Source organism: Brachybacterium massiliense, from assembly GCF_900184245.1.
GTDB lineage: Bacteria > Actinomycetota > Actinomycetes > Actinomycetales > Dermabacteraceae > Brachybacterium > Brachybacterium massiliense.
The window spans coordinates 1,015,900-1,036,402 of sequence record NZ_FXXB01000008.1 but is presented as its reverse complement, the minus strand read 5'-3'; the positions used below and the strand labels follow the sequence as shown (position 1 = coordinate 1,036,402).

The following is a 20,503-nucleotide window of genomic DNA, read 5'->3' as shown; positions in this document are numbered from 1 at the left end:
CAGATGTGCGGGTGGGAATAGACCACCATGAATGGACCTTCGTGACTGTCACCCCTGTGAGTCCAGCCCACGAGCGTCTCCGCGAGAGAGACGTGCCTCAGCGTGCGGCGCGGATCCGCCAGGTGGTGACCATCGCGCCCAGCGCCAGTAGCGCGCCGAAGACGAACAGCAGCGGGTAGTTCGATCCGGCACCGATGGCGAGGATCGCCGGGGCTACCAGGGGTGCCAGGGTGCCGGGAAGGGAGGAGGAGAGGTAGTAGATGGCCATGTACTTGCCGGCCTTCTCCTTCTCCGGGAGCAGGTCGGTCGCCAGGGCGAGGTCGACGGACGTGAAGGCACCGGTTCCGGCCGCGAGCATCGTGCCGCCGATCGCGAAGACGAGGAAGTCGGGCGCGAAGGCTGCAGTGACCAGTCCTCCAGCGATGAGCGCGGAGGCAATGTAGATGAAGGGCTTGCGCCTCCGGAGGCGGTCGGAGAGGACACCGCTCAGGATCGCGAACGACATCGTCGCGAACACGCTGAGCCCCCCGACGATCGCGATCAGGCCTGCGGCCTCTTCGGCCGTGTAGCCCAGACGCGACAGCATGAAATAGAGCTGGTAGGTGCTGAAGAAGGTGAAGCCGAACTGCAGCATGGCCTTCCCGAGCCACACCCAGGCGAAGTCGGGGTACTTGAGCGGGTTGAACAGGAAGCTGGCGAAGATCTCGCGCACCGACTGCACCCGTTCGTTGCCGCTCGCCGGTCGATCGGGCACGGTGACGAAGAACAGCACCAGGCCGACGGCGAACACGGCGACCGGGAGCACGAAGAGCAGGAGCACGTGCCCGGTCAGCTGCGAGCCGAGCGTATAAGCGCTGATTCCCGCCAAGGCTGCCGCTGCGCCACCGAGGGCTCCGACCTTGCCGCGCTGGTAGGTCGGCACATGCTCGGCGAGGACCGGGTTGAAGCCGGCGCTCATCCCGGCGATGCCCAGCTGCATGACCGCGAAGCCGAACAGGACGATCGGCACAATCGGCGCCAGGCCGACGATGATTCCACCGACGAGGGCCAGCACCATCCCTCCCAGCAGCCAGGGGCGGCGGCGTCCCCACCGCAGCCGGGTGCCGTCGCTCAGGACTCCGAACACGGGGCCTGCGACGAGGCCGAAGATCCCGCCCAGCCCGAGCACGAGGCCCAGGCTCGTATCGCGGCCGGCAGGATCGATCAGCTGGATCTTGTACGCGACGCTGAACAGGGTCGGCGACAGCATTGTCAGGTTGAAGCCGAAGTACGTCAGCATGTAGACGGCGATGAACCAGAGGCCGACCCGTGGCGGCTCGTTCGATGACGGCTCCTCGACCACTGACGTTGCTGTCGAGTCGATGAGCCCCTCCGCGGCTGCGGCAGAGGTGTCGGGAATCTGATGGGGGCCGAGGGCGGCGGGGTCGCTCGGCGGAACGCTGGTGTTCATGATGGCTCCAGTGGCATCGAGTGCTGCGATGTTGTCGCGCCATGTGCGCGACGACACAGAATGTATGTCGACTCTTGTCACGTGTCAATACGTGTCGCGCCGACTGTGGAGAGGTGGTGCGGTCGGCGTCTCCCGCGCGGCGCCGGAGTCGCCCGCAGCGGCGGGGGATCGCAGTCTCGAAAGTGCGGCTCGCTATCGGCGAGCGCCCCGAGGGGTCCGCGAGCCCGAGGGAAGGCTGAATCTCACGAACCTGCAGACCCCGCCCCAATCCGGTCCGCCGCGCAATGAGCAACTCCGAGGGCGATCAGTTGCGCACCATCTCCACTGAGAGACTCGTGGCCCGTCGCGGCACGCTGGGGCCAGCAGAGTTGAGTGAAGTGGACCAGGCCCTGCGTTTCGTTCTGGACCTCTGAGGCGCTCCTCGCGGCCGGGCGCGATCGGGAACACGGCACGGCAACGGGTGCCCGCTGCGGTACGCGTTGCCTCGGGGCCGTCCGAGAGCCGCTCCATGGATAATCCCTAAAGTGGGCTCGGCGCCGTCAGGATCCAAGGGTGAGTCGTAGAGTTGGACGCTGGCCCGAGGCCGCCCACCGTACGGCCTATCCCGGCGCCGCCGCTCGCCATCGGGGAGACTGCTCCCGGGCCCCGGCGCGGCCCGCCACCGGCGCGCGCCCGAAAGGCCCGTGAACCCGAAAGAAGGCTGAGTCCCACGAACCTGCAGGCCCCGCGCCGCTTCGGCCCGCTGCGCGACAAGCACTCCCGCCCCTATCTGGTCACCGCCGGGCTGTCGATGATGGGCGACAACATCGAGCACGTCATCACCTACTGGGTGCTGTGGCAGGTGTTCGAGTCGCCGTGGCTGGTGGGCTTTCAGGTGATCAGCCACTGGCTGCCGTTCCTCATGTTCTCGGTGCTGTTCGGCTCTCTCGCCGAGAAGTACGACTGCCGGCGCATCATCCAGATCGCCCAGGGTCTGTTCGCGTTCGTGTCCCTGGCGTGGGGGCTGCTGTTCCTCACCGGCACGCTCGAGATGTGGAGCGCGTGCGTGCTGCTGGTGCTGCACGGCTGCGCGGGCGCGCTGTGGGGCCCGGCCGAGCAGCTGATGCTCCACGACTTCGCCGAGCCGCGCGAGCTGCCCAGCGCCGTGCGCCTGAACGCCACGTTCAAGAGCCTCGGCGTGCTGGCCGGCCCGGTGGTGGGCTCGGTGCTGATGCTGCTGCTCGGGCCCACGTTCGGGATCTTCGCCAACATCCTGTTCTACCTGCCGATGACGGTGCTGATGCTGCGCACCCCCTTCACCGGCCACACCCGCAGCGGCATCGTGCGCCGCGAGAAGGTCTCGATCCTGGACACCCCGCGGGTGCTGCGCACCGTGGGCGGGGACAAGGTGCTGGTGGGCATGATCGCGCTCGCCGGACTCATCGCCGTGTGCGTGGGCGCCTCCCTCCAGGTGGCGATGCCGAACTTCGCCGACACCCTCGGTGCCGCCGAGGAGGGCGGCCTCGGCTACGGCGCTCTGCTGTTCGCCAACGGCATCGGGGGAGTGGTGGGCGGCTTCCTACTCGAGGCCACCGGGATCCTCAAGGTCGACGTGCGCGGCGCCGTGATCGCGGCGGTGACCTTCGGGCTGACCTCCCTGATCGTCGCCACCACCACGCATTACGCCATCGCAATCACCGCGCTCGTGATCGGCGGGGTCGCGAATCTCGCGGCCACCGCGATCGGTCAGGCGCTGGTGCAGCTGCGCGCCCCCGAGGACCAGCGCGGGCGCGTGGTGGGCGTCTACTCGATGATCGGCAACGGCATGCGCACCGGCAACGGCATCACCCTGGCCTGGCTCGGCGCGCTGGTGGGCGTCAGCGGTGCGGTGGCCGTGGGAGGGATCGCGCTGGTCGCGGGCGCGCTGCTGATCGCGGCACTGATCGCGCTGCAGACCCGCCGCGGCCGCACCGCCTGAGCGGCCGGAGCACCTGAGCGGCCGGCCGGGAAGGACCGACGGGGCGGCCTGAGCTCCCTGAGCTGTCCCAGCCGGTTCAGCGCGTGCGGCGCCGCTGGTGCCAGAGCAGACCGGCCCCGCCCACCAGCGACAGCGCGGCGAGCCCTGCGGCGGCGCTGACCTCGGTGCCGGTCTCCGCGAGCTCACCGCCGCCGTCGGAGGCGCCGGAGCCGGAGTTGCCGGAACCGGAACCGTCGGTCGCGGAGCCCGCACCGGAGGGATCACCGATGTCCTCGGGCGAGGTGCCCATCTGACCGCCGGAGAGGCCGAAGGCGAACAGCGAGGTCAGGGCCGCGGCGTGGGCCGCGGCCTCCTCTTGCTCTGCAGTGCGGCCGGAGGGCTGTTCCGGGTCATCGCTCGCATCCGGCCCCGGAGAGGACGGAGCGGGAGAGGGGGGGTCGTTCTCGGGCTGGGTGGGCTCGCCGGCCGACGGCCCCGGGCCCTCGGAGCCCTGCTCGCCCCCGCTGCCGGTGTCGCCGGTGCCGCTGCCGGTCTCCTCACCGGATCCGCTCTCGGTGCCGTCGTCGGCCCCGCCGTCCTCGCCGGCGCCCGGAGAGGGCGCGGAATCGTCGGAGTCCTCGGAGCCGTCGTCCTCCCCGGTGCCGGGGGCGGGCTGGTCGCCGTCGGGATCCTCCGCGTCGGGGTCCTCGTCACCGGGGTCCTCCGCGTCCGGGTCCTCCGGCTGCGTCGGCTCCTCCTCGGGCGGCTCGGTGGGCTCAGGCTCCGTGGGATCCGGCTCGGTGGGCTCGGGGTCCGTCGGCTCCTCCGGTGGATCGGTGGGCTCCTCCTCCGGCGGGTCCGTGGGCTCCTCCTCGGAGCCCGCGGTGACCGTGAACGCAGTCGTGGCCTGCCGCCCGCCGCTGGTCAGCGAGACGGCGTGCTCGCCTTCGGTCTGCGCTGTGAAGTTCGCCGAGAACGACCCGTCGGCTGCGGTGGTGCCCGAGATCGACTGCGGACCCGTGGGCGTGATGACATCGCCGGTGATCGCGGAGCGGCCTGTGAAGCAGGTGGCCGTGATCGTCACCGACTCACCGACCGCCACCTCTGCGGAGGAGACCCCCACCGAGGGCTTGACCCCCTCGCACTCGGCCCCGCTCTGCAGCGGTGAGATCTCCCCGGGGGCAGGAGCGGCCTGCGCTGCCGCAGGACCCGCTGCGCAGGCCGCGGCCAGCAGGAGCGCCCCGCTCAGGCGGACGCCGGCACGGCCACGGCGGACGATCATCAGAACTCCTCAGAAGACATTCAGAACCGGTCATACTGTATGAGTCAACGCCGCCACGTGCTTCCCGGAGCGTTCATCCCGGGGCAAATTTCTGATGAACTCCTCATCCGACGGTGACCAGAAGGAGCTCGACATGACGCAGGATGTCCCCTCGGTCACGGCCTCACAGGACCCCCGGCATCCCGAGAACCGCGCCAGCGAGCTCGGCGGCGCGCTCAGCGAGACCGACGCCCGCGAGATCGCCGCCGAGGCCGAATCGGTCATCGCCGAGATCGCCACGCTCGTCGAGGGCAAGGACGAGGTGGCCCGCATCGCCGTGCTGGTGCTGTTCGCCGGCGGGCACCTGCTGATCGAGGACATCCCGGGCGTGGGCAAGACGATGCTCGCCAAGTCCCTCGCCGCCGCGCTCGGCGCCGAGCGCCACCGCATCCAGTTCACCCCCGACCTGCTGCCCGGCGATGTCACCGGCGCGAGCGTGTTCAACCAGGCCACCGCCGAGTTCGAGTTCCGCCCCGGCGCGGTGTTCACCCAGATCCTGCTGGCCGACGAGATCAACCGCGCCTCCCCCAAGACCCAGTCCGCGCTGCTCGAGGCGATGGAGGAGCGGCAGGTCAGCGTCGACGGCACCACCTATCCGCTCGCCGAGCCGTTCATGGTGGTCGCCACCGCCAACCCCGTCGAGATGGAGGGCACCTACCGACTGCCCGAAGCGCAGCGGGACCGCTTCCTCGCCCAGACCACGATGGGCTACCCCGTCCCCTCCGCCGAGGCACGCATGCTCGCCGCCCAGGCCGGGCCCGTGCCCGAAGGAGAGCATGACCTGCTCGCCTCGGTCACCGAGCGCACCACCCCCGAGCGGATCGCCGCGCACGTGGGCGCCGTGCGCAGCGTCTACGCCTCTCCCACGATCCTGGACTACGTGGTGCGCCTGGCCGCCGCCACCCGCTCCCACCCGCAGGTCACCCTCGGCGCCTCGCCCCGCGCCGCCGTGCACCTGGTGCGCGCCGCCAAGGCCAACGCCGCGCTCGGCGGGCGCCTCTTCGTGACCCCGCAGGACATCGCCGACGTGATCATGCCGGTGTGGCGCCACCGCATGCACCTGACCCCGCAGGCGCTCTCCCGCGGCGCGACCGCCGGGGAGCTCATCGACCAGGTGCTGCGCAGCACCCCGCAGACGTGACCCCCCGCCCGGGCACCGTGGTGCGCCCCACCGGGCGCGGCCTCGCCGTGCTCCTGGGCAGCGCGCTGCTGTGGGTGCTCGGCGACCTCTCTCGCGTGATGCCCCTGCGCCACGCCGCCGCGGCCGGACTCCTGATGCTGGCCATCGGCGGGATCGGCATCGCCGTCAGCAGCCTGGGCCTGCGTCCGCAGCGCCGCCTGGTGGACGACGCCGTGCCCGTCGGCGCCCCCGCCCGGGTGATGCTCGAGCTGAACCGCACCGCCTGGCTGACGATCCTCCCGCTGGGCCGCGGCATCGCGCGCGAGCACCTGCCCGAGGCGCTCGGCGGCCAGGGCGACCTGCCGCTCGCTGCGCGGATGCCGCACGTGCTGCGGGTGGGGCGGCGCGGCCCGCACCCGCTGGGCCCCTACTCGCTGATCGTGCGCGACGTGCTGGGCATGTTCCACCTGCGCCGCACCGTCCACGACGAGCTCGTGCTCAGCGGCCTGCCGGTGATCTCCGAGATGGCGCCCGCCGCCGAGCGCGCCACCGGCATCACCGCCGACGGCGCGCTCAGCGCCGCCGCCGCACCCGGCGTGGGCGAGATCGGCCCGATCGCCCGCCCTTACGCCACGGGCGATGACATCCGCCGCATCCACTGGCGAGCGAGCGCCCGCTCCGGCCAGCTGATGACCCGCGAGGACGAGCCCGCCGCCGGGCGCAGCGCCGTGATCATGCTCGACACCAGCCGCCGCGACAACCCCTCCCCGCAGGTCGAGGACGCGCTGGTCTCCCACGCGGCGACCGTGCTGAACGCCCTGGGCCTGAACGGCTGGGAGGTGCGCATCGTGGACGCCTCGGGCGATGAGATCACCCGCACCGGTCGCCGCCGCGGCATCCCCGGCCCCTCGCCGCTGGGCAGCGAGGCCGATGCCGTGGAGCAGCGTGCCTCCCTGCTCGCGCTCGCCGAGGTCGACTTCGACGACGACGACGCCTCCGGCGGCATCGGCCGGGACCACGCCACCGGCGACACCGCGCTCGCGATCGCGCTCGGCCCCGACGACGGCGACCCCTTCTCAGGCCTGGACCTGGACCGCTTCGCCGGCCGCTCCACCCACCGCACCGCCGTCGCCCTGCGCCCCGCCCTCGACGAGGACGAGCAGACCCGCACCCGGCCCCCGGCCCGCCGCATGGGCCCCGCCGACGGCGAGGACTTCGGCCACGCCCACGAGCAGCACGCGCGAGCGATGCGGCGGGCCCGTGAGCGCCACGCCCCCACCCGCTCCCACCTCGGCTCCTGGACCCTGGTGCGCGGCACCAGCGCCGACTCGCTCGACGACCTCCTCACCGCCGCTGACGAGGAGGAGCCGTCATGAGTCCGCTGATGGGCAGGCCCGCTCTGGAAGGCCCGCACCTCGTCGGCCGTGCTCTGCTGCTGCTGGCCGCGCTGCTGTGCGCCTCGGCGCCCGCCTCCCAGCTGCTGGCCGGTTCGTCCTGGCTGACCCTCACCGTCACCGGCGCCGCGCCCGTGATCCTCGGCGGCGTGGTGCTGCGCCAGGTGCTGAAGCGGCCGATGCTGGTCCCGCTCGCGCAGGCCGGATTGATCGTGGTGCTCGTGGTGGTGATCCAGACGCTCCAGGGGCTGCTGCCGTGGTCCTCGGGCCCGGTGGGGATGGTGCGCACCCAGGCCGAGATCTTCACCGCCGCCGTCAACGAGCTCGCGAACGGGATGCCGCCGGTGGCCCTCGGCGCGCACGGGCTCGTCCTGGTGGTGCTGGTGGTCGCCCTGCTGGCGCTGCTGTTGGACGTGATGTACCTGGACCTGGGCTGGCACACCCCCACCGGCCTGCTGCTGATGGGGGCGATCCTGATCCCGGCCCTGCAGCAGCCCGCCGGCGGGCCGTGGTGGACGCTCACCCTGCCCGTGCTCGCCGGGGCCACGATCCTCGCCACCCGCACCGTCCACGCCGACCCGCGCTACCTGCGCGGCGACCGTCGGCCCCAGGCGGGCCCCACCGCCCACCCGCTGCGCACCGCCGCCGTGACCGCGGTGTGCGTGGCGCTCGTGGCGCGCCCGGATCGCGCTGAACGTCGACGTGCTCGAGCGCTGGCAAGACCCCAACGCCCCCGCGCTCGGCCCCGTGATGATCGACGACGACGTCTCCGTGCGCCGCTCCCTCCTGCAGCAGCAGGACACCGAGGTGCTGCGCTACACCACCACCGCCGAGAACCCCTCCTACCTGCGGCTGCGCTCGCTGAACACCTTCGACGGCGAGGCTTACCGCGGGGACGTCGAGGGGGAGGCGCTCGCACTCGGTCTCGCGGCGTTCAGCGACTCCCGCGACGACGGCGTGCCCGTGCACGGCAGCGCCGACGACTTCATCGAGACCGACGTCGAGGTCACCAGCTACGCCGGGGACCGCCTGCCCGTGCCGGACAACGTGCGCTCGGTCGAGTTCGCCGACTCCGAGCTCGACGAGACCGTGGTGGTCCAGCCCTCGCAGGGCGAGATCGCCCTGGCCCGCGGCCAGACCGCCCTGGTGGGGCAGGAGTACACGATCCGCTCCGAGCAGCGCACCAGCTCCGCCGACGCCCTGCGCTCCGTGGACCCCGCCGTGTTCGACCAGCCCTTCGACGCCGGCTACACCTCCCGCGAGGAGGTACCCGAGACCGCCGCCGAGCTCGCCGACACCATCGCCGAGAGCGCCCGGGCCGACAACGCCTTCGACACCGCCGTCGCCTACCAGGACTACTTCCGCAACACCTTCGCCTACTCGCTCACCGTCAACACGGCCCCGGGCGAGGACCCGCTGGAATCCTTCCTCGCCGACCGCATCGGCTACTGCGAGCAGTTCGCCGCCGCGTTCGCGCTGATGATGACCTCGCAGGGCTACCCCTCGCGCGTGGTCATCGGCTTCACCGCCGGCGAGCAGGACGGGAATCAGTGGACCGTCAGCGCGAAGAACGCGCACGCCTGGCCCGAGGTGTGGTTCGGCCCCGAGCACGGCTGGGTGCGCTTCGAGCCGACGCCCGCCGCGGCCGCGAACGGTGTGAGCACCCCCGGCGTCACCGACGCCGCCGCCCAGCAGGACACCCCCGAGGCGCGCGGCGACGAGGAGCCCACCCAGGAGGAGCCGACCGAGGAAGAGCCCACCAGCGAGGAGGACACCACCGAGGAGTCCTCGAGCGAGGAGGGCACCACCGAGGAGGAGTCCGACGAGGGCGGCACCGGGCCCTCCGAGGAGACGGTCCAGCGCATCGAAGGGGGAGTGGTGACCACCCTCGCCCTCGGCGCACTGCTCGCAGCGGCGGCCGCGCTGACGGTGCTGGTGATCCGACGCCGCCGCGCGCACGCCCGGGAGCAGCGCTGGGCGGCGCTGTTCGAGGGTGGTACTGGTGACGGGGCCGGCACGGCGCTCGGGGCGGAGCGGATCCATCGCCGCGCGGGAGCGCTGGCCTGGTCCGAGATCACCCGTGAGCTGGCCGTGCGCGAGACCGCGATCCGCTGGCTCGCGATCACCGGCGCCTGGGGCAGGCCGCCCACCCATATCGCGCTCGACCCCACGCTGCCCCCGGCCCGTGCGCTCGAGGACCTGCTCGAGCAGATCGACGCGGGCGAGCTCGAGGTGAGCGAGGAGCAGCGCGCCGCGGCCGCCCGCATCGCCGCCGCCTACACCAGTGCCATCTACGCCCCAGCCCGGAGGCGCGTCCCACCCGCCCCGCGTTGCAGAAGTGGGGGAATGAGGGGGCTATAAACCCAGTTTCGTCACCCTCGCGTGAGGGGGAGGGCTCCACCGAGCGCCGACCGTTGCAGAAGTGGGGGAATGAGGGGGCTATAACCCCAGTTTCGTCACCCTCGCGCGTGGACGTCGCGACGGCGCAGCCCTCGGGAGGGGCAGGGGCGTCGTCACCGGCCTCGGCGACGCATCCGCTGCGCCTCGACGCGGACCGGATCGTGGCGCTCGTCCGCACCGCGCGCTGAGCGGGGCTCATGGGAGCAAGCCGGAGCGGCGCCGGGGGACGGCGGCGCGACGACCCGCTGACCAGGGGCAGCGCCGCGGGCCTGGCTGGGGCGAGCGTCGCCGCGGGACCTGGACCGCGCAGCGCCGCTGGGGAGATCAGTCCTGCGCGGGCTCCGCGACGTCGGCCGCGCCCTCGGTGCCCGACGCAGCCGCAGCGCCCGCCGTACCCCCGGCGCCCTCAGAGCCCTCGGCACCCTTCGTCCCGCCGGGCGGGCAGGTGGCGCCGGCGTTCGCGCCGAACAGGCGATGCGGGGCCTGCTCCTCGAAGATGCGGGCGGCGCGCAGCGAGTTCACCTCGCCCACCACGGGGTTGGGCTGGTGGGTGGCGCGGGTGCCGCCGTAGAGGGAGACCAGGTTCATCGCCACGGCGCGCTGGTTGCGGTGGCCGATCATCTTGGTGATGTGCACGCCCAGCCAGGCCGCCCAGCCGAGCGAGCCCGAGAGCCCGCCGAGCACGGGGATCTCCGCGATCGCGGCGTGACGGCCGATGGTGGCCATGGTGCCGAGGTTCGTGTAGGAGAACTTCTTGCGCGGCTTGCCCGCCACCTCGGCGGCGATGGCCTTCGCGGCGGCCTGGCCGGTCTGGATCGCGGGCTGCGCGAGCTGGGGGAGCGGCTCGTCCTGGCCGGCGATGTCGCCCGCGGCGTACACCCCGGGGAAGCCCTTGACCTGCAGGTAGTCGTCCACGGCGAGGCGGCCGCGCTTGTCCTGGGGGAAGCCCCACCGGGAGACCTGCTCTGCGATCGCGACGCCCGCCGCCCAGATGGTGATGTCCGATTCGAGGATCGAGCCGTCGTCCAGGACCACGTGGTCGTAGCCGACCTCCTTCACGCCGTGGCCCAGGCGTAGCTGCACCCCGCGGTCGCGCAGCTCGTCCGCGGCGTACTGGCGGTACTTGGTGGAGAACTCCTTGAGCAGCTCATCGCCGCGCTGCAGCACCGTGACCTGCAAGGTCCCCGGATCCATCTCGGGGTAGAGGATGTCCAGCTCCTGCATGCGGAAGTCCGCGAGGGCGCCGGCGATCTCCACCCCCGTCGGCCCGCCGCCCACGATGCACACGTGCAGCTTGTCGTGGCTGATCCCGGCCTCGCGGCTCGAGCGCTCCAGCTCGGAGAAGATCCGGTCGCGGATCGCGAGCGCCTGGCTGCGGGTGTACATCGGCATCGCGTGCTCCTCGGCGCCGGGGGTGCCGAAGTAGGTGGTGGTCGCGCCGCTGGCCACGATCAGGTAGTCGTAGCTGAGCTCCTGGATGCCCTTCTGACCCTCGTCCAGCCGCACCACCTTGCGCTCGGGGTCCACGCCCTCCACCTCGCCCTGGCGGTAGCGCATGTTCGGCACCTTCAGCGAGAGGCCGCGCAGGAACATGGTGACGTCGCCCGGGTTCAGGCCGGCGGTCGCGACCTGGTACAGCAGCGGCTGGAAGGTCTTGTAGACGTTGCGATCGATGAGGGTCACGCGCACCCGGGCGTCGCGCAGGGCGCTGACCGCGTGGGCGCCCGCGAAGCCGCCGCCGAGGATGATCACGTGCGGCCAGCTCGCGCCGTCCTTCGCGGGGACTGTGGGGCGACGGGTGAGGAACGGCAGCGGCATGACCATGGGGACGGCCTCCTTGGGATGACGGTGGTCGGCGCCCGGGCGGGAAGCTGGTGGCGTCCCGGTGCAGGGACCGGCGTCGGCGGGGAGAGTGTGGAAAGTCGGCGGGCTGCGGTCGGTGCCGGGGCGACCCGGGGGACGCAGGCCCGAGATCATCGGGCCCGGAGTCGAAGACGGGCCTCGCGGGCGACCGTCCGAAGTCCTCGTCGATGCTACCCACTCCGCAGCGGCGAGGGCGTCCGGATGGTCGGTTCCCGGCACGACTCACACCGGGCCCGCCCCCCGCCTCGCATCGGGCGCGCCGCCCCGCCGCTTCGAGTCAACAGAGCGCAAAGCGTTCGCCCTCGCTTCGCCAACACGGAGGCGCCGATCACAGTGCTGGGTGAACATCAGGTGACAGCTGTCGTCCTGCGGGGAGAAGCCCGTGGCGTGTCCCGTGTCGCATGGGGTGAGATGGCTGACGCATACCGCACTTTCAGTGCCCGCACATCTGCTGATCGCCTCGTTCCCAGGAGACCTCCATGTCCCTCCCCTCCCCTCGGCGCCTCGCGCGGGGCGCCACCGTCGGCCTGGGTGCCGCAGCGGTGGCTTTCGCCTCCGCCGTCGTGCCCCTCAGCGCTGCGACCGCCGCCGAGCCCGGCGACAAGGTCTCGCTGATGACCTTCAACGACTTCCACGGCGCGCTCGGCGGCGCCGCGGGCCTGGTGTGCGCGGTCGAGACCGTGCGCGCCGACAACCCCGCCAGCTTCCTGCTCTCCGCCGGTGACAATGTGGGCGGCACCGCCTTCGAGTCCGCCGTGCAGAACGACGAGCCCACCATCGATGTGCTCAACGCGATGGGCGTCGACGCCACCGCGATCGGCAACCACGAGTACGACCAGGGCATCGACGACCTGCTCGACCGCATCGAGCCGCGCACCGAGTTCCCCGACCTCGCCGCGAACGTCTACGACGCCGCGACCGGTGAGCGCGTCCACGAGGCGTACACCATCGTCGAGCGCGAGGGCGTGCGGGTGGCCGTCGTCGGCGCGGTCACCACCAAGACCGTCGGCAAGGTGAGCCCGGTCGCGATCGAGGGCCTCGAGTTCGGCGACCCGGTGGACGGGGTCAACGCCGCGATCGAGGAGCTCGACGCCTCCGGCGAGGAGTACGACGTTCTCGTCGCCTCGTACCACGAGGGTGCGAGCGCGAACGCCGAGCCGGGCGTCGCCCCCGCCAATACCGACCCGATCTTCGACAAGATCGTCACCGGGACCTCCCCCGCGGTCGATGCGATCTTCAACGGCGACTCGCACCGCGCCTACAACTACAACGCCCCGGTCCCCGGCGTGGAGGGCGAGGTCCGCCCGATCGTCCAGACCGGATCGAGCGCCGCGAACCTCGGCGTGGTCACCCTCGAGTTCAGCGCCGACGGCGAATGGGACGTCGTAGGCGATCCCGCGCTCGTGCCCACCGCGCTGGCCGAGGGAGAGGACTGCGCCGTCCAGTCCCCGGTCGTCGACGAGGTCACCGGGATCGCGGACACCGCGATCGCGGACGCCGCCGTGGTCGGCGCCGAGCCCGTCGGCTCCCTGACCGGCGACGTCACCACCTCGTGGGACGACTCCAAGGCCTCCTACGTGGACGGCGTGCGCACCGCGAACGAGCCCGTCGGCAACCAGGCCACCACCAAGGGCGACAACCGCAGCCGCCACTCCGCCGCCGGTGACATGCTCGCCGACTCCATGAAGTGGTACCTCGAGGACGCGGGCCTGGACGGCGAGCACGAGGTCATCGGCTTCATGAACCCCGGCGGCATCCGCGCCGAGCTCTGGTACGACCAGTCCGCCACCGGCGAGGGCGACGGCGTGATCACCTACGCCGAGGCCAACGGCATGGTCCCCTTCGGCAACACCCTGAACTCCGGAGAGGTCTCCGGCGCCCAGTTCAAGCAGATGCTCGAGGAGCAGTGGCAGCGCACCGCGGACGGCGGCACGGTCGAGGACGGCGACGAGCCGTTCCTGGCCTTCAGCGTCTCCGAGAACGTCGAGTACGTCTTCGACTCCAGCGGTGAGCGCGACCAGCGCATCGTCGAGATCCGCGTCAACGGCGAGCCGATCGACCCCGAGGGCACCTACACCATCGTCACCGCGAGCTTCCTCTTCGAGGGCGGCGACAACATGTGGGCGCTCGCCCAGGCCCAGAACGTGCGCGACTCCGGCGTGCTGGACCGCGACGCGTTCATCCAGTACCTCGAGGCGAACCCCGAGCTGACCCCCGATTACGCCCAGCGTCAGCTCGACATCCAGATCCTCGAGGGCGGCGAGTACGACAGCGAGGCGGGCATCGACGAGGACCCGGTGCTGCGCATCGCGGGCGCCGAGTCGCAGAGCCTCGGCGCCCCCGAGATCGAGACCATCGTGGTCGACGCGGGCGAGCACGGCACCTTCGAGGCGCCCTACGCGGCCGACGAGGAGACCGGCCGCCTGGTCGGGGACGTCACCCTCACCGACTGGCTGTGCGTGCCCGAGGGCACCACGGTGCCGCTGACCGTCACCGCGATCCCCGAGACCGGCACCGAGATCGTCTTCGAGCTGCCGGCCTTCACCTGGACCTCGGGCGGTGCGCCGGCCGAGTGCGAGCAGGACGATGACGACGACGCCACCCCGCCCCCGGGTGAGGGGGACGACGACGCCACCCCGCCCCCTCCGGGCGATGATGACGACCAGGGCGACGACAGCGCCGCCGGCGACGACCAGGGCGACGACAGCGCTGCGGGCGGCGACCAGGGCGACGACAGCGCCGCGGGCGATGATTCCGCGACCGTCACCCCCGTCGGCAGCGACACCGCCTCCGGCGACTCCCGCTCCGATCTCGCGCGCACCGGCGTGAGCGCCGGGTCGATGATCGCCGCGGCCGGCCTGCTCTCCCTCGCAGGTGCCGGAGCGCTCGGTCTGCGCCATCGCATGACGCGGCACTGACCCGCGCCCTCTGCCTCAGGAGGGGTCGGCCCCTCGCCGGGACCGGCCCCTCCTGCTCTGTCCGCACCCCTGCCTCTGTCGCCGCCGCCCTCGACCTTCCTCCGCCGCTGACCCTCTCCCGCCTAGGAGCATCTCCCCATGAGCAGCACCGCCCACGGCTCCGGCCTCCGCTCGCGCCTCGCGCGCGTCGGCGCCGCCGCAGCCGCCCTCGCCCTCGGCGTGAGCCTCGCGCCGGGCCTGACCGCCGCCGCCCAGGCCGCCGTCGTCACCCCCGGTGACATCCGTATCCACGAGGTCTACGGAGGCGGCGGCAACTCCGGCGCCGAGCTCACCCACGACTTCGTGGAGCTGACCAACAGCTCCGACGCCGACGTGGACCTGGACGGCTGGACCCTCCACTACGCCTCCGCCACCGGCGACTTCGGCCGCAACTCGATGCCGCTGTCCGGCACCGTCCCCGCCGGCGGCACCTTCCTGATCCAGCTCGCCCAGGGCAACGGCGGCACCACCGCCCTGCCCACCCCGGACGCCGTCGGCTCCCTCGCCATGGGCGGCTCGGCCGGCACGATCGCGCTGACCGACACCGAGGGCGCGCTGGTCTGCTCCCAGGCCGCCTGCTCCGAGGACCCCACCGTCGTGGACCTCGTGGGCTGGGGCAGCGGAGCGAACAAGTTCTCCGGCGAGGCCCCGGCGCCCGCCACCTCCAACACCACCTCGCTCTCTCGCGTCGCCGCGACCGGTGAGAACTCCACCGATTTCGCCGCCGGCGAGCCCACCCCCACCAATGCCGCGGGCGAGACCGCGGGTTCCGGGGGCGGCGAGGACCCGGGCGATCCGGGTGACCCAGGTGATCCCGAGGAGCCGCCGGCCGACGCGGCCGAGGTCTCGATCGCGGAGATCCAGGGCACCGGTGCCGAGAGTCCCCTGGCCGGTGATCCGGTGATCACCGAGGGCGTGGTCACCGCGGTGTACGCCACCGGCGGGCTGAACGGCTACGTCATCCAGACAGCCGGCACCGGCGGTGCGCTGGACTTCTCCACCCACGCCGGCTCCACCGCCGTGTTCGTGTACTCCTCCGCCACCGCCTCCCAGGTGTCGATCGGCGATTCCGTGCGCGTGACCGGCGAGGTCTCCGAGTTCAACGGCTCCACCCAGATCACCGTCGGCGCCGAGGGCCTCGAGGTGCTCGCCGACGATCTCGAGCCCGTCGAGCCGCTGACGCTCGAGGGCGGCTTCCCCGTCGAGGAGGAGAAGCGCGAGGCCATCGAGCACATGCTCTACCTCCCGGGCGAGGGCGACTTCACCGTCACCGACGTGTACAGCACGAACCGCTACGGCGAGGTGACCCTCGCGATCGGCGACGAGCCGCTGCTCCAGGCCGGGGACATCATGCGCCCCGGCGAGGAGGCCAGCGAGTACTTCGCCAGCCGCGAGTCCCTCAAGGTGCTGCTGGACGACGGCCGCACCACCGACTTCTCCCGCAACCCCAGCCAGCCGATGAGCTGGCTGACCACCGAGGAGCCGGTGCGCGTGGGCGCCGCGGCGACCTTCACCGAGCCCGTGGTGGTCACCTACTCCTTCGGGGCGTGGAAGCTGAACACCACCACGCCGTGGGAGTCCGCGGAGGCCGACGGGGTCGACTTCGAGAACACCCGCACCGATGCGCCCGACGAGGTGGGCGGCGACGTGCAGCTCGCGACCTTCAACGTGCTGAACTACTTCACCACCCTCGGTGAGGACACCCCCGGCTGCGAGCCGTACACCAACATGCACGGCGAGGGCACGAACGTGCGCGGCGGCTGCGACCTGCGCGGAGCCTGGGGAGCCGACGACCTCGAGCGCCAGCAGTCCAAGATCGTCGACGCGATCTCCGGCACCGGCGCCGACGTGGTGGGCCTGACCGAGATCGAGAACTCCGCGCGCCTGGGCGAGGACGCCGATGAGGCCACCGCCACGCTCGTCGCCGCGCTCAACGAGAAGGACGGCGCCGGCAGCTGGGACTTCATCCCCACCGGTGACGCCTACGCGGCGCAGGGCCTGGACGGCGGTCAGGACGCGATCACCAACGCGATCATCTACCGTCCCGACGCCGTCGCCCCGCAGGGCGAGACGCAGATCCTCGCCGGCCACGACGCCTTCGACAACGCCCGCGAGCCGATCGGCCAGGTGTTCGTGCCCGTCCGGGGGGACGGCGTCGACGGCGGTGGAGAGCAGGTCGAGGGCGAGCCGTTCTTCTTCACCATCAACCACTTCAAATCCAAGGGCTCGAGCGATGCCGAGGACTCGGGCCTGCCCGAGGACCCGGTCCAGGGCAACGCCCGCACCTCCCGCCTGCAGCAGGCCGAGGCGCTGCTGACCTGGGGCGAGGAGACCGCGGCCGAGCTCGGCGTGGAGGATGTGCTGCACGGCGGCGACTTCAACGCCTACACCCAGGAGGAGCCGCTGCAGCTGTTCTACGAGCAGGGCTTCGTGAACCTCGGCGAGGAGCATGATCCCGAGGGCTGGTCCTACAGCTACGGCGGTATGGTGGGCTCGCTCGATCACGTGATCGGCTCCGCGAGCGCCGCCGAGCGCGTCACCGGCGCGACCGACTGGCAGATCAACGGCCCCGAGACCGTGATGGCGCAGTACGGCCGGTACCAGAACAACGCCACCGACCTCTACGAGTCCGGTCCCTTCGCCTCCTCCGACCACGATCCGATCATCGTGGGCCTGGACGGCGGGTTCCCCGACGCCGGCGGCGGCGACGGTGATGGGGACGGTGACGAGGACGGGCCCACCGAGTGCGAGCACCCGGGCAAGGGTCACGGCCATGGCAACGGCAAGGGGCACGGGAACGGCAAGGGGCACCCCCACTGCGACCCCGAGCATCCCGGCCACGGCAACGGCAAGGGGCATGACCACGGCAAGGCCCACGATAAGGGTCACGGCAAGGGCCACGGCAAGGGCCACGGCAAGGGGAACGGCAAGGGGAACGGCCGCCACCACGGCTGATCCCGTCCGACCCCCGTCACGGAGGACGTCGGCGGTGCATCCCGCGCAGGAGGGGTGCGTCGTCGGCGTTCTTCGTGCCCACCACCGCACAGAATGGATGGCATGAGCGACTCCTTCGGCCGACCGCTTCCCGGCAACAGCATCGGCACTCCCGTCGAGGGAGGGCTCGAGCGTCGGCTCGGGCTGCGCGACGCCGTGATCATCGGGCTCGCCTCGATGATCGGCGCGGGCGCCTTCGTCTCCCTCGGCGCCGCGCAGGATCTCGCCGGCGCCCTCGCCCCGCTCGCGGTGCTGATCGCCGCCGTCGTCGCCCTGTGCAACGCGACCTCGACCGCGCAGCTCGCCGCCCAGCACCCCAGCTCCGGCGGCACCTACCACTACGGGCGCGAGCAGCTCGGCCAGTGGTGGGGCTTCCTCGCCGGCTGGTGCTTCGTGATCGGCAAGATCGCCTCCTGCGCCGCGATGGCGCTGGTCATCGCCGCCTACCTGGTGCCCGAACCCGCGCAACGCCTGGTCGCCGCGCTCGTGGTGATGGCGCTGGTGGGCGTGAACCTCGTGGGTATCACCCGCACCGCGGCCCTCGCCCGCGTGCTGGTCACCGTGGCTCTGCTCGCCCTCGTGCTCACCGGGGCGAGACTGGTGATCGGCCTGGTCGCCGGGCCGGCGTCGGGCGCTGGGAGCGGCGAGACCGGCACGACCGGCCCGTGGGCCGTGCCCGGCCCCGTCGCCGGTGCCGGCACGACGCTGTGGGACGGGGGACTGGCCGCCGTGCTCGGCGCCGGCAGCGGCGGTGCGGCCGGGATCGTGCTCGCCGTGATGCAGGCCGCGGCGCTGATGTTCTTCGCCTTCGCGGGCTATGCCCGCGTCGCGACCCTCGGCGAGGAGGTCCTCTCCCCGCGCCGCACCATCCCCCGTGCGATCGTCACGGCGCTCGCCGTGGTGGCGGCGCTGTACCTGGCGTTGTCTGTGGTGCTGGTGCTCGTCGGCCCCGCACCCGGCGCGCAGGGCTGGGGGCCCGCCCCGTTCCTCACCGCGCTGCAGGCCGTCGGGGCAGGAAGTGCATGGGGCGCGGTGATCACCGTCGGCGCGGTCGCGGCCGCCTCCGGGGCGCTGCTCGCCCTGGTGGCAGGGGTCTCCCGCACCATGCTCGCGATGGCGCGCGGCGGCGACCTGCCGCGGCCGCTGGCCCGTTCGAGCAACCGGTACGGGGTGCCCCAGCGGGCCGAGGTGGTCGCCGGGATCGCGATCGTACTCCTGGTGCTGCTGGCCTCCGACGTGCTGGTCGCGATCGCCGCGTCCTCCTTCGGCGTGCTGCTCTACTACGCCGTCGCGAACCTCGCCGCCCTCACCCAGGTGGGGCAGTGGCGGCTTTTCCCGAAGGTCATGCAGGTGGTGGGCCTGATCGGCTGCGTGGTGCTGGTCGCGGCGCTGCCCGGCAGCACCGTCGTCTCCGGCGTGGTGCTCGTGCTGATCGGTGTGGCGTACCGGGCGATCGTGCTGGCCCTGCGGCGGTGAGAGCGGCGGCGGTATCGTCGGCACCCCGGGCCAGAGCAGTCCGGCACCCCCGCGAAGGAGAACCGTCATGGTCGACGTCCCCGCCCAGCTGCAGTCCGTCACCCGCACCTACCGCACCGAGGAGCGCGACGGCGCCCCCGCGCACGTCCAGTCCCTCGAGCAAAGCGTCCCCGTCCCGCTCGCCGAGGCATGGTCCGCCGTCACCACCGCCGAACGGATCAGCAGCTGGTTCCTGCCGATCAGCGGCGACCTGCGCGAAGGAAGCCGCTACCAGTTCGAGGGCAACGCGGGCGGCGAGATCCTGGTGTGCGAGGCACCGGCCGACGGCGCCGCGGAAGTGGCCGTGACCTGGGAGATGATGGGCGCCGTGTCCTGGGTGACGCTGCGCCTGGCCGCCGAGGGCGAGTCCGCGACGAGCATCGAGCTCGAGCACGTCTCCCTCGTCGCCGACGTCCCCGCCGAGATGTGGGAGACCTTCGGACCCGGCGCCACCGGCGTGGGCTGGGACGGCGGCATGCTCGGACTCGCCCTCCACCTCGGCGGGACCGAGGGCTCCCTCGCCCCGGACGAGGCCGAGGCCTGGGCCGGCACCGAGGAGGGCCGCTCCTTCTACCGCGGCGCGGCCGACGGGTGGGCTGTCGCCCACACCGCCTCGGGCGAGGATGCCCAGGTCGCGCAGCAGAGAGCCGACGCCACCTACGGGTTCTACACCGGGACCGGGGACGTCCCCGAGAGCTGAGCCGCGAAGAGGAGCCCCGGTCGCCCCCTCCGGTTCGGCCCTGGCGCTCACACGGCGCGGGCGATCACCACGAACTCCCGCCCGGGACGGTCCGGTGCCTCCCGGATCTCGCTCACCGCGAATCCGGCGTCGTCGAGCGTGGAGCGCAGCTCCGCCTCGTTGCGCCAGCGCAGCGTGGAGGACGAGGTGAGCGTGGTGCCGTCCTCGAAGCGGAACTCGTCCGCGAAGGTCACCAGCGGCAGCGCCATCTCGAAACCCACCTGGCGGGTGCGCACACGACCGATGCCCTGCACCTCGTGCTCGCTCTCGGCGGTGTCGGCCGCCCATTCCTCCCAGGCCCTGCGCTCGGGCCGGCGCGACTCGAACACCAGCACCCCGCCGTCGCGGAGCGTCCGACGGATCGCCTGCAGAGCGCCTGCCCACGCCTCATCGGTCACGAACACCTGCGCCACGTTCCCGGTCATCACCGCGGCGTCGGCCTCGAGCGTCGGCAGCTCCTCGGCGGTGCCGTGCACCCATGTCACGGCGTCACCGCCGGGCTTCGCGCGCGCGATCTCGAGCGAGGCCCGCGCCGGATCCACACCGGTCACTGCGAGCCCCTCGAGCGCGAGCGAGGTGGCGAGGGAGCCGGTCCCGCAACCCACGTCGAGCACCGAGCGCGCGCCGTGCTCGCCGAGGATCGCGCGGTAGTGGTCGAGGTCGTCGCGCTCGCCGTCGAAGGTGTCGTAGCAGGCGGCGAGCCGCGGATCGGTGTAGAGCGCATCGGGTCGTGCGGGCTGGGTGGGCTGCAGCGGGTGGGCGGCGGTCGATCGCGGGGGCATGGGCCGACGGTACGACGACGGACGTGCAGGGT

At 72.4% G+C, this 20,503-nt stretch carries 13 protein-coding genes; 8 read left to right on the top strand and 5 right to left on the bottom strand.

The genetic code is table 11. The annotated features are described in order from the left end of the window. Positions 1–97 precede the first annotated feature (97 nt). A complete protein-coding gene (locus BN4251_RS14750) occupies positions 98–1,450 on the bottom strand; it encodes an MFS transporter (RefSeq protein ID WP_087485790.1) in 1,353 nt (450 codons plus the stop codon). Positions 1,451–2,150: 700 nt separating this feature from the next. On the opposite strand from BN4251_RS14750, the gene BN4251_RS14745 reads away from it, so the two are divergent. Continuing rightward, the gene (locus BN4251_RS14745; RefSeq protein WP_087486405.1) at positions 2,151–3,407 is read left to right on the top strand and encodes an MFS transporter; all 1,257 of its coding nucleotides are present in this window, start codon (positions 2,151–2,153) and stop codon (positions 3,405–3,407) included. 76 nt (positions 3,408–3,483) lie between these two features. On the opposite strand, the gene BN4251_RS18505 is transcribed toward BN4251_RS14745, so the two are convergent. After that, positions 3,484–4,668 carry a hypothetical protein gene (locus BN4251_RS18505; RefSeq protein WP_212647621.1) on the bottom strand — a complete coding sequence of 395 codons (1,185 nt, stop codon included), beginning with the start codon at positions 4,666–4,668 and terminating at the stop codon, positions 3,484–3,486. 133 nt (positions 4,669–4,801) lie between these two features. Here BN4251_RS18505 and BN4251_RS14735 point away from each other — a divergent pair, with 133 nt between their 5' ends. Continuing rightward, entirely contained in the window at positions 4,802–5,848 is a 1,047-nt protein-coding gene (locus tag BN4251_RS14735; RefSeq protein WP_087486404.1) for an AAA family ATPase, read from the top strand. Then, on the top strand, positions 5,845–7,203 hold the full coding sequence (locus BN4251_RS14730; protein WP_087485789.1) for a DUF58 domain-containing protein: 1,359 nt from the start codon (positions 5,845–5,847) through the stop codon (positions 7,201–7,203). The genes BN4251_RS14735 and BN4251_RS14730 overlap by 4 nt, the downstream gene beginning before the upstream one ends. On the opposite strand, the gene BN4251_RS19015 is transcribed toward BN4251_RS14730, so the two are convergent. Next, positions 7,172–7,528 (bottom strand): hypothetical protein, encoded by a 357-nt coding sequence (locus tag BN4251_RS19015; protein WP_425426206.1) that lies wholly within the window; start codon positions 7,526–7,528, stop codon positions 7,172–7,174. The genes BN4251_RS14730 and BN4251_RS19015 overlap by 32 nt on opposite strands. 395 nt (positions 7,529–7,923) lie before the next feature. Here BN4251_RS19015 and BN4251_RS18795 point away from each other — a divergent pair, with 395 nt between their 5' ends. Beyond that, on the top strand, positions 7,924–9,582 hold the full coding sequence (locus BN4251_RS18795) for a transglutaminase TgpA family protein (RefSeq protein WP_281255315.1): 1,659 nt from the start codon (positions 7,924–7,926) through the stop codon (positions 9,580–9,582). 363 nt (positions 9,583–9,945) lie between these two features. On the opposite strand, the gene BN4251_RS14720 is transcribed toward BN4251_RS18795, so the two are convergent. Continuing rightward, positions 9,946–11,439 (bottom strand): NAD(P)/FAD-dependent oxidoreductase, encoded by a 1,494-nt coding sequence (locus BN4251_RS14720; protein ID WP_245810432.1) that lies wholly within the window; start codon positions 11,437–11,439, stop codon positions 9,946–9,948. A gap of 524 nt (positions 11,440–11,963) precedes the next feature. On the opposite strand from BN4251_RS14720, the gene BN4251_RS14715 reads away from it, so the two are divergent. The 4 genes from BN4251_RS14715 (at position 11,964) to BN4251_RS14700 (ending at position 19,650) form a co-directional block, all read left to right on the top strand. Next, positions 11,964–14,402 (top strand): bifunctional metallophosphatase/5'-nucleotidase, encoded by a 2,439-nt coding sequence (locus BN4251_RS14715; RefSeq protein ID WP_087485787.1) that lies wholly within the window; start codon positions 11,964–11,966, stop codon positions 14,400–14,402. 138 nt (positions 14,403–14,540) lie between these two features. Beyond that, positions 14,541–17,396, top strand: a complete 2,856-nt coding sequence (locus BN4251_RS14710) for an ExeM/NucH family extracellular endonuclease (protein ID WP_087485786.1) — start codon at positions 14,541–14,543, stop codon at positions 17,394–17,396. Between the two features lie 102 nt (positions 17,397–17,498). Continuing rightward, complete coding sequence (locus BN4251_RS14705; RefSeq protein ID WP_087485785.1) at positions 17,499–18,911, top strand: APC family permease; 1,413 nt, start codon at positions 17,499–17,501, stop codon at positions 18,909–18,911. A 67-nt stretch (positions 18,912–18,978) separates the two neighbouring features. After that, positions 18,979–19,650 (top strand): SRPBCC domain-containing protein, encoded by a 672-nt coding sequence (locus tag BN4251_RS14700; protein WP_087485784.1) that lies wholly within the window; start codon positions 18,979–18,981, stop codon positions 19,648–19,650. A gap of 47 nt (positions 19,651–19,697) precedes the next feature. On the opposite strand, the gene BN4251_RS14695 is transcribed toward BN4251_RS14700, so the two are convergent. Then, a complete protein-coding gene (locus BN4251_RS14695) occupies positions 19,698–20,471 on the bottom strand; it encodes a class I SAM-dependent methyltransferase (protein ID WP_087485783.1) in 774 nt (257 codons plus the stop codon). Positions 20,472–20,503: the final 32 nt, after the last annotated feature.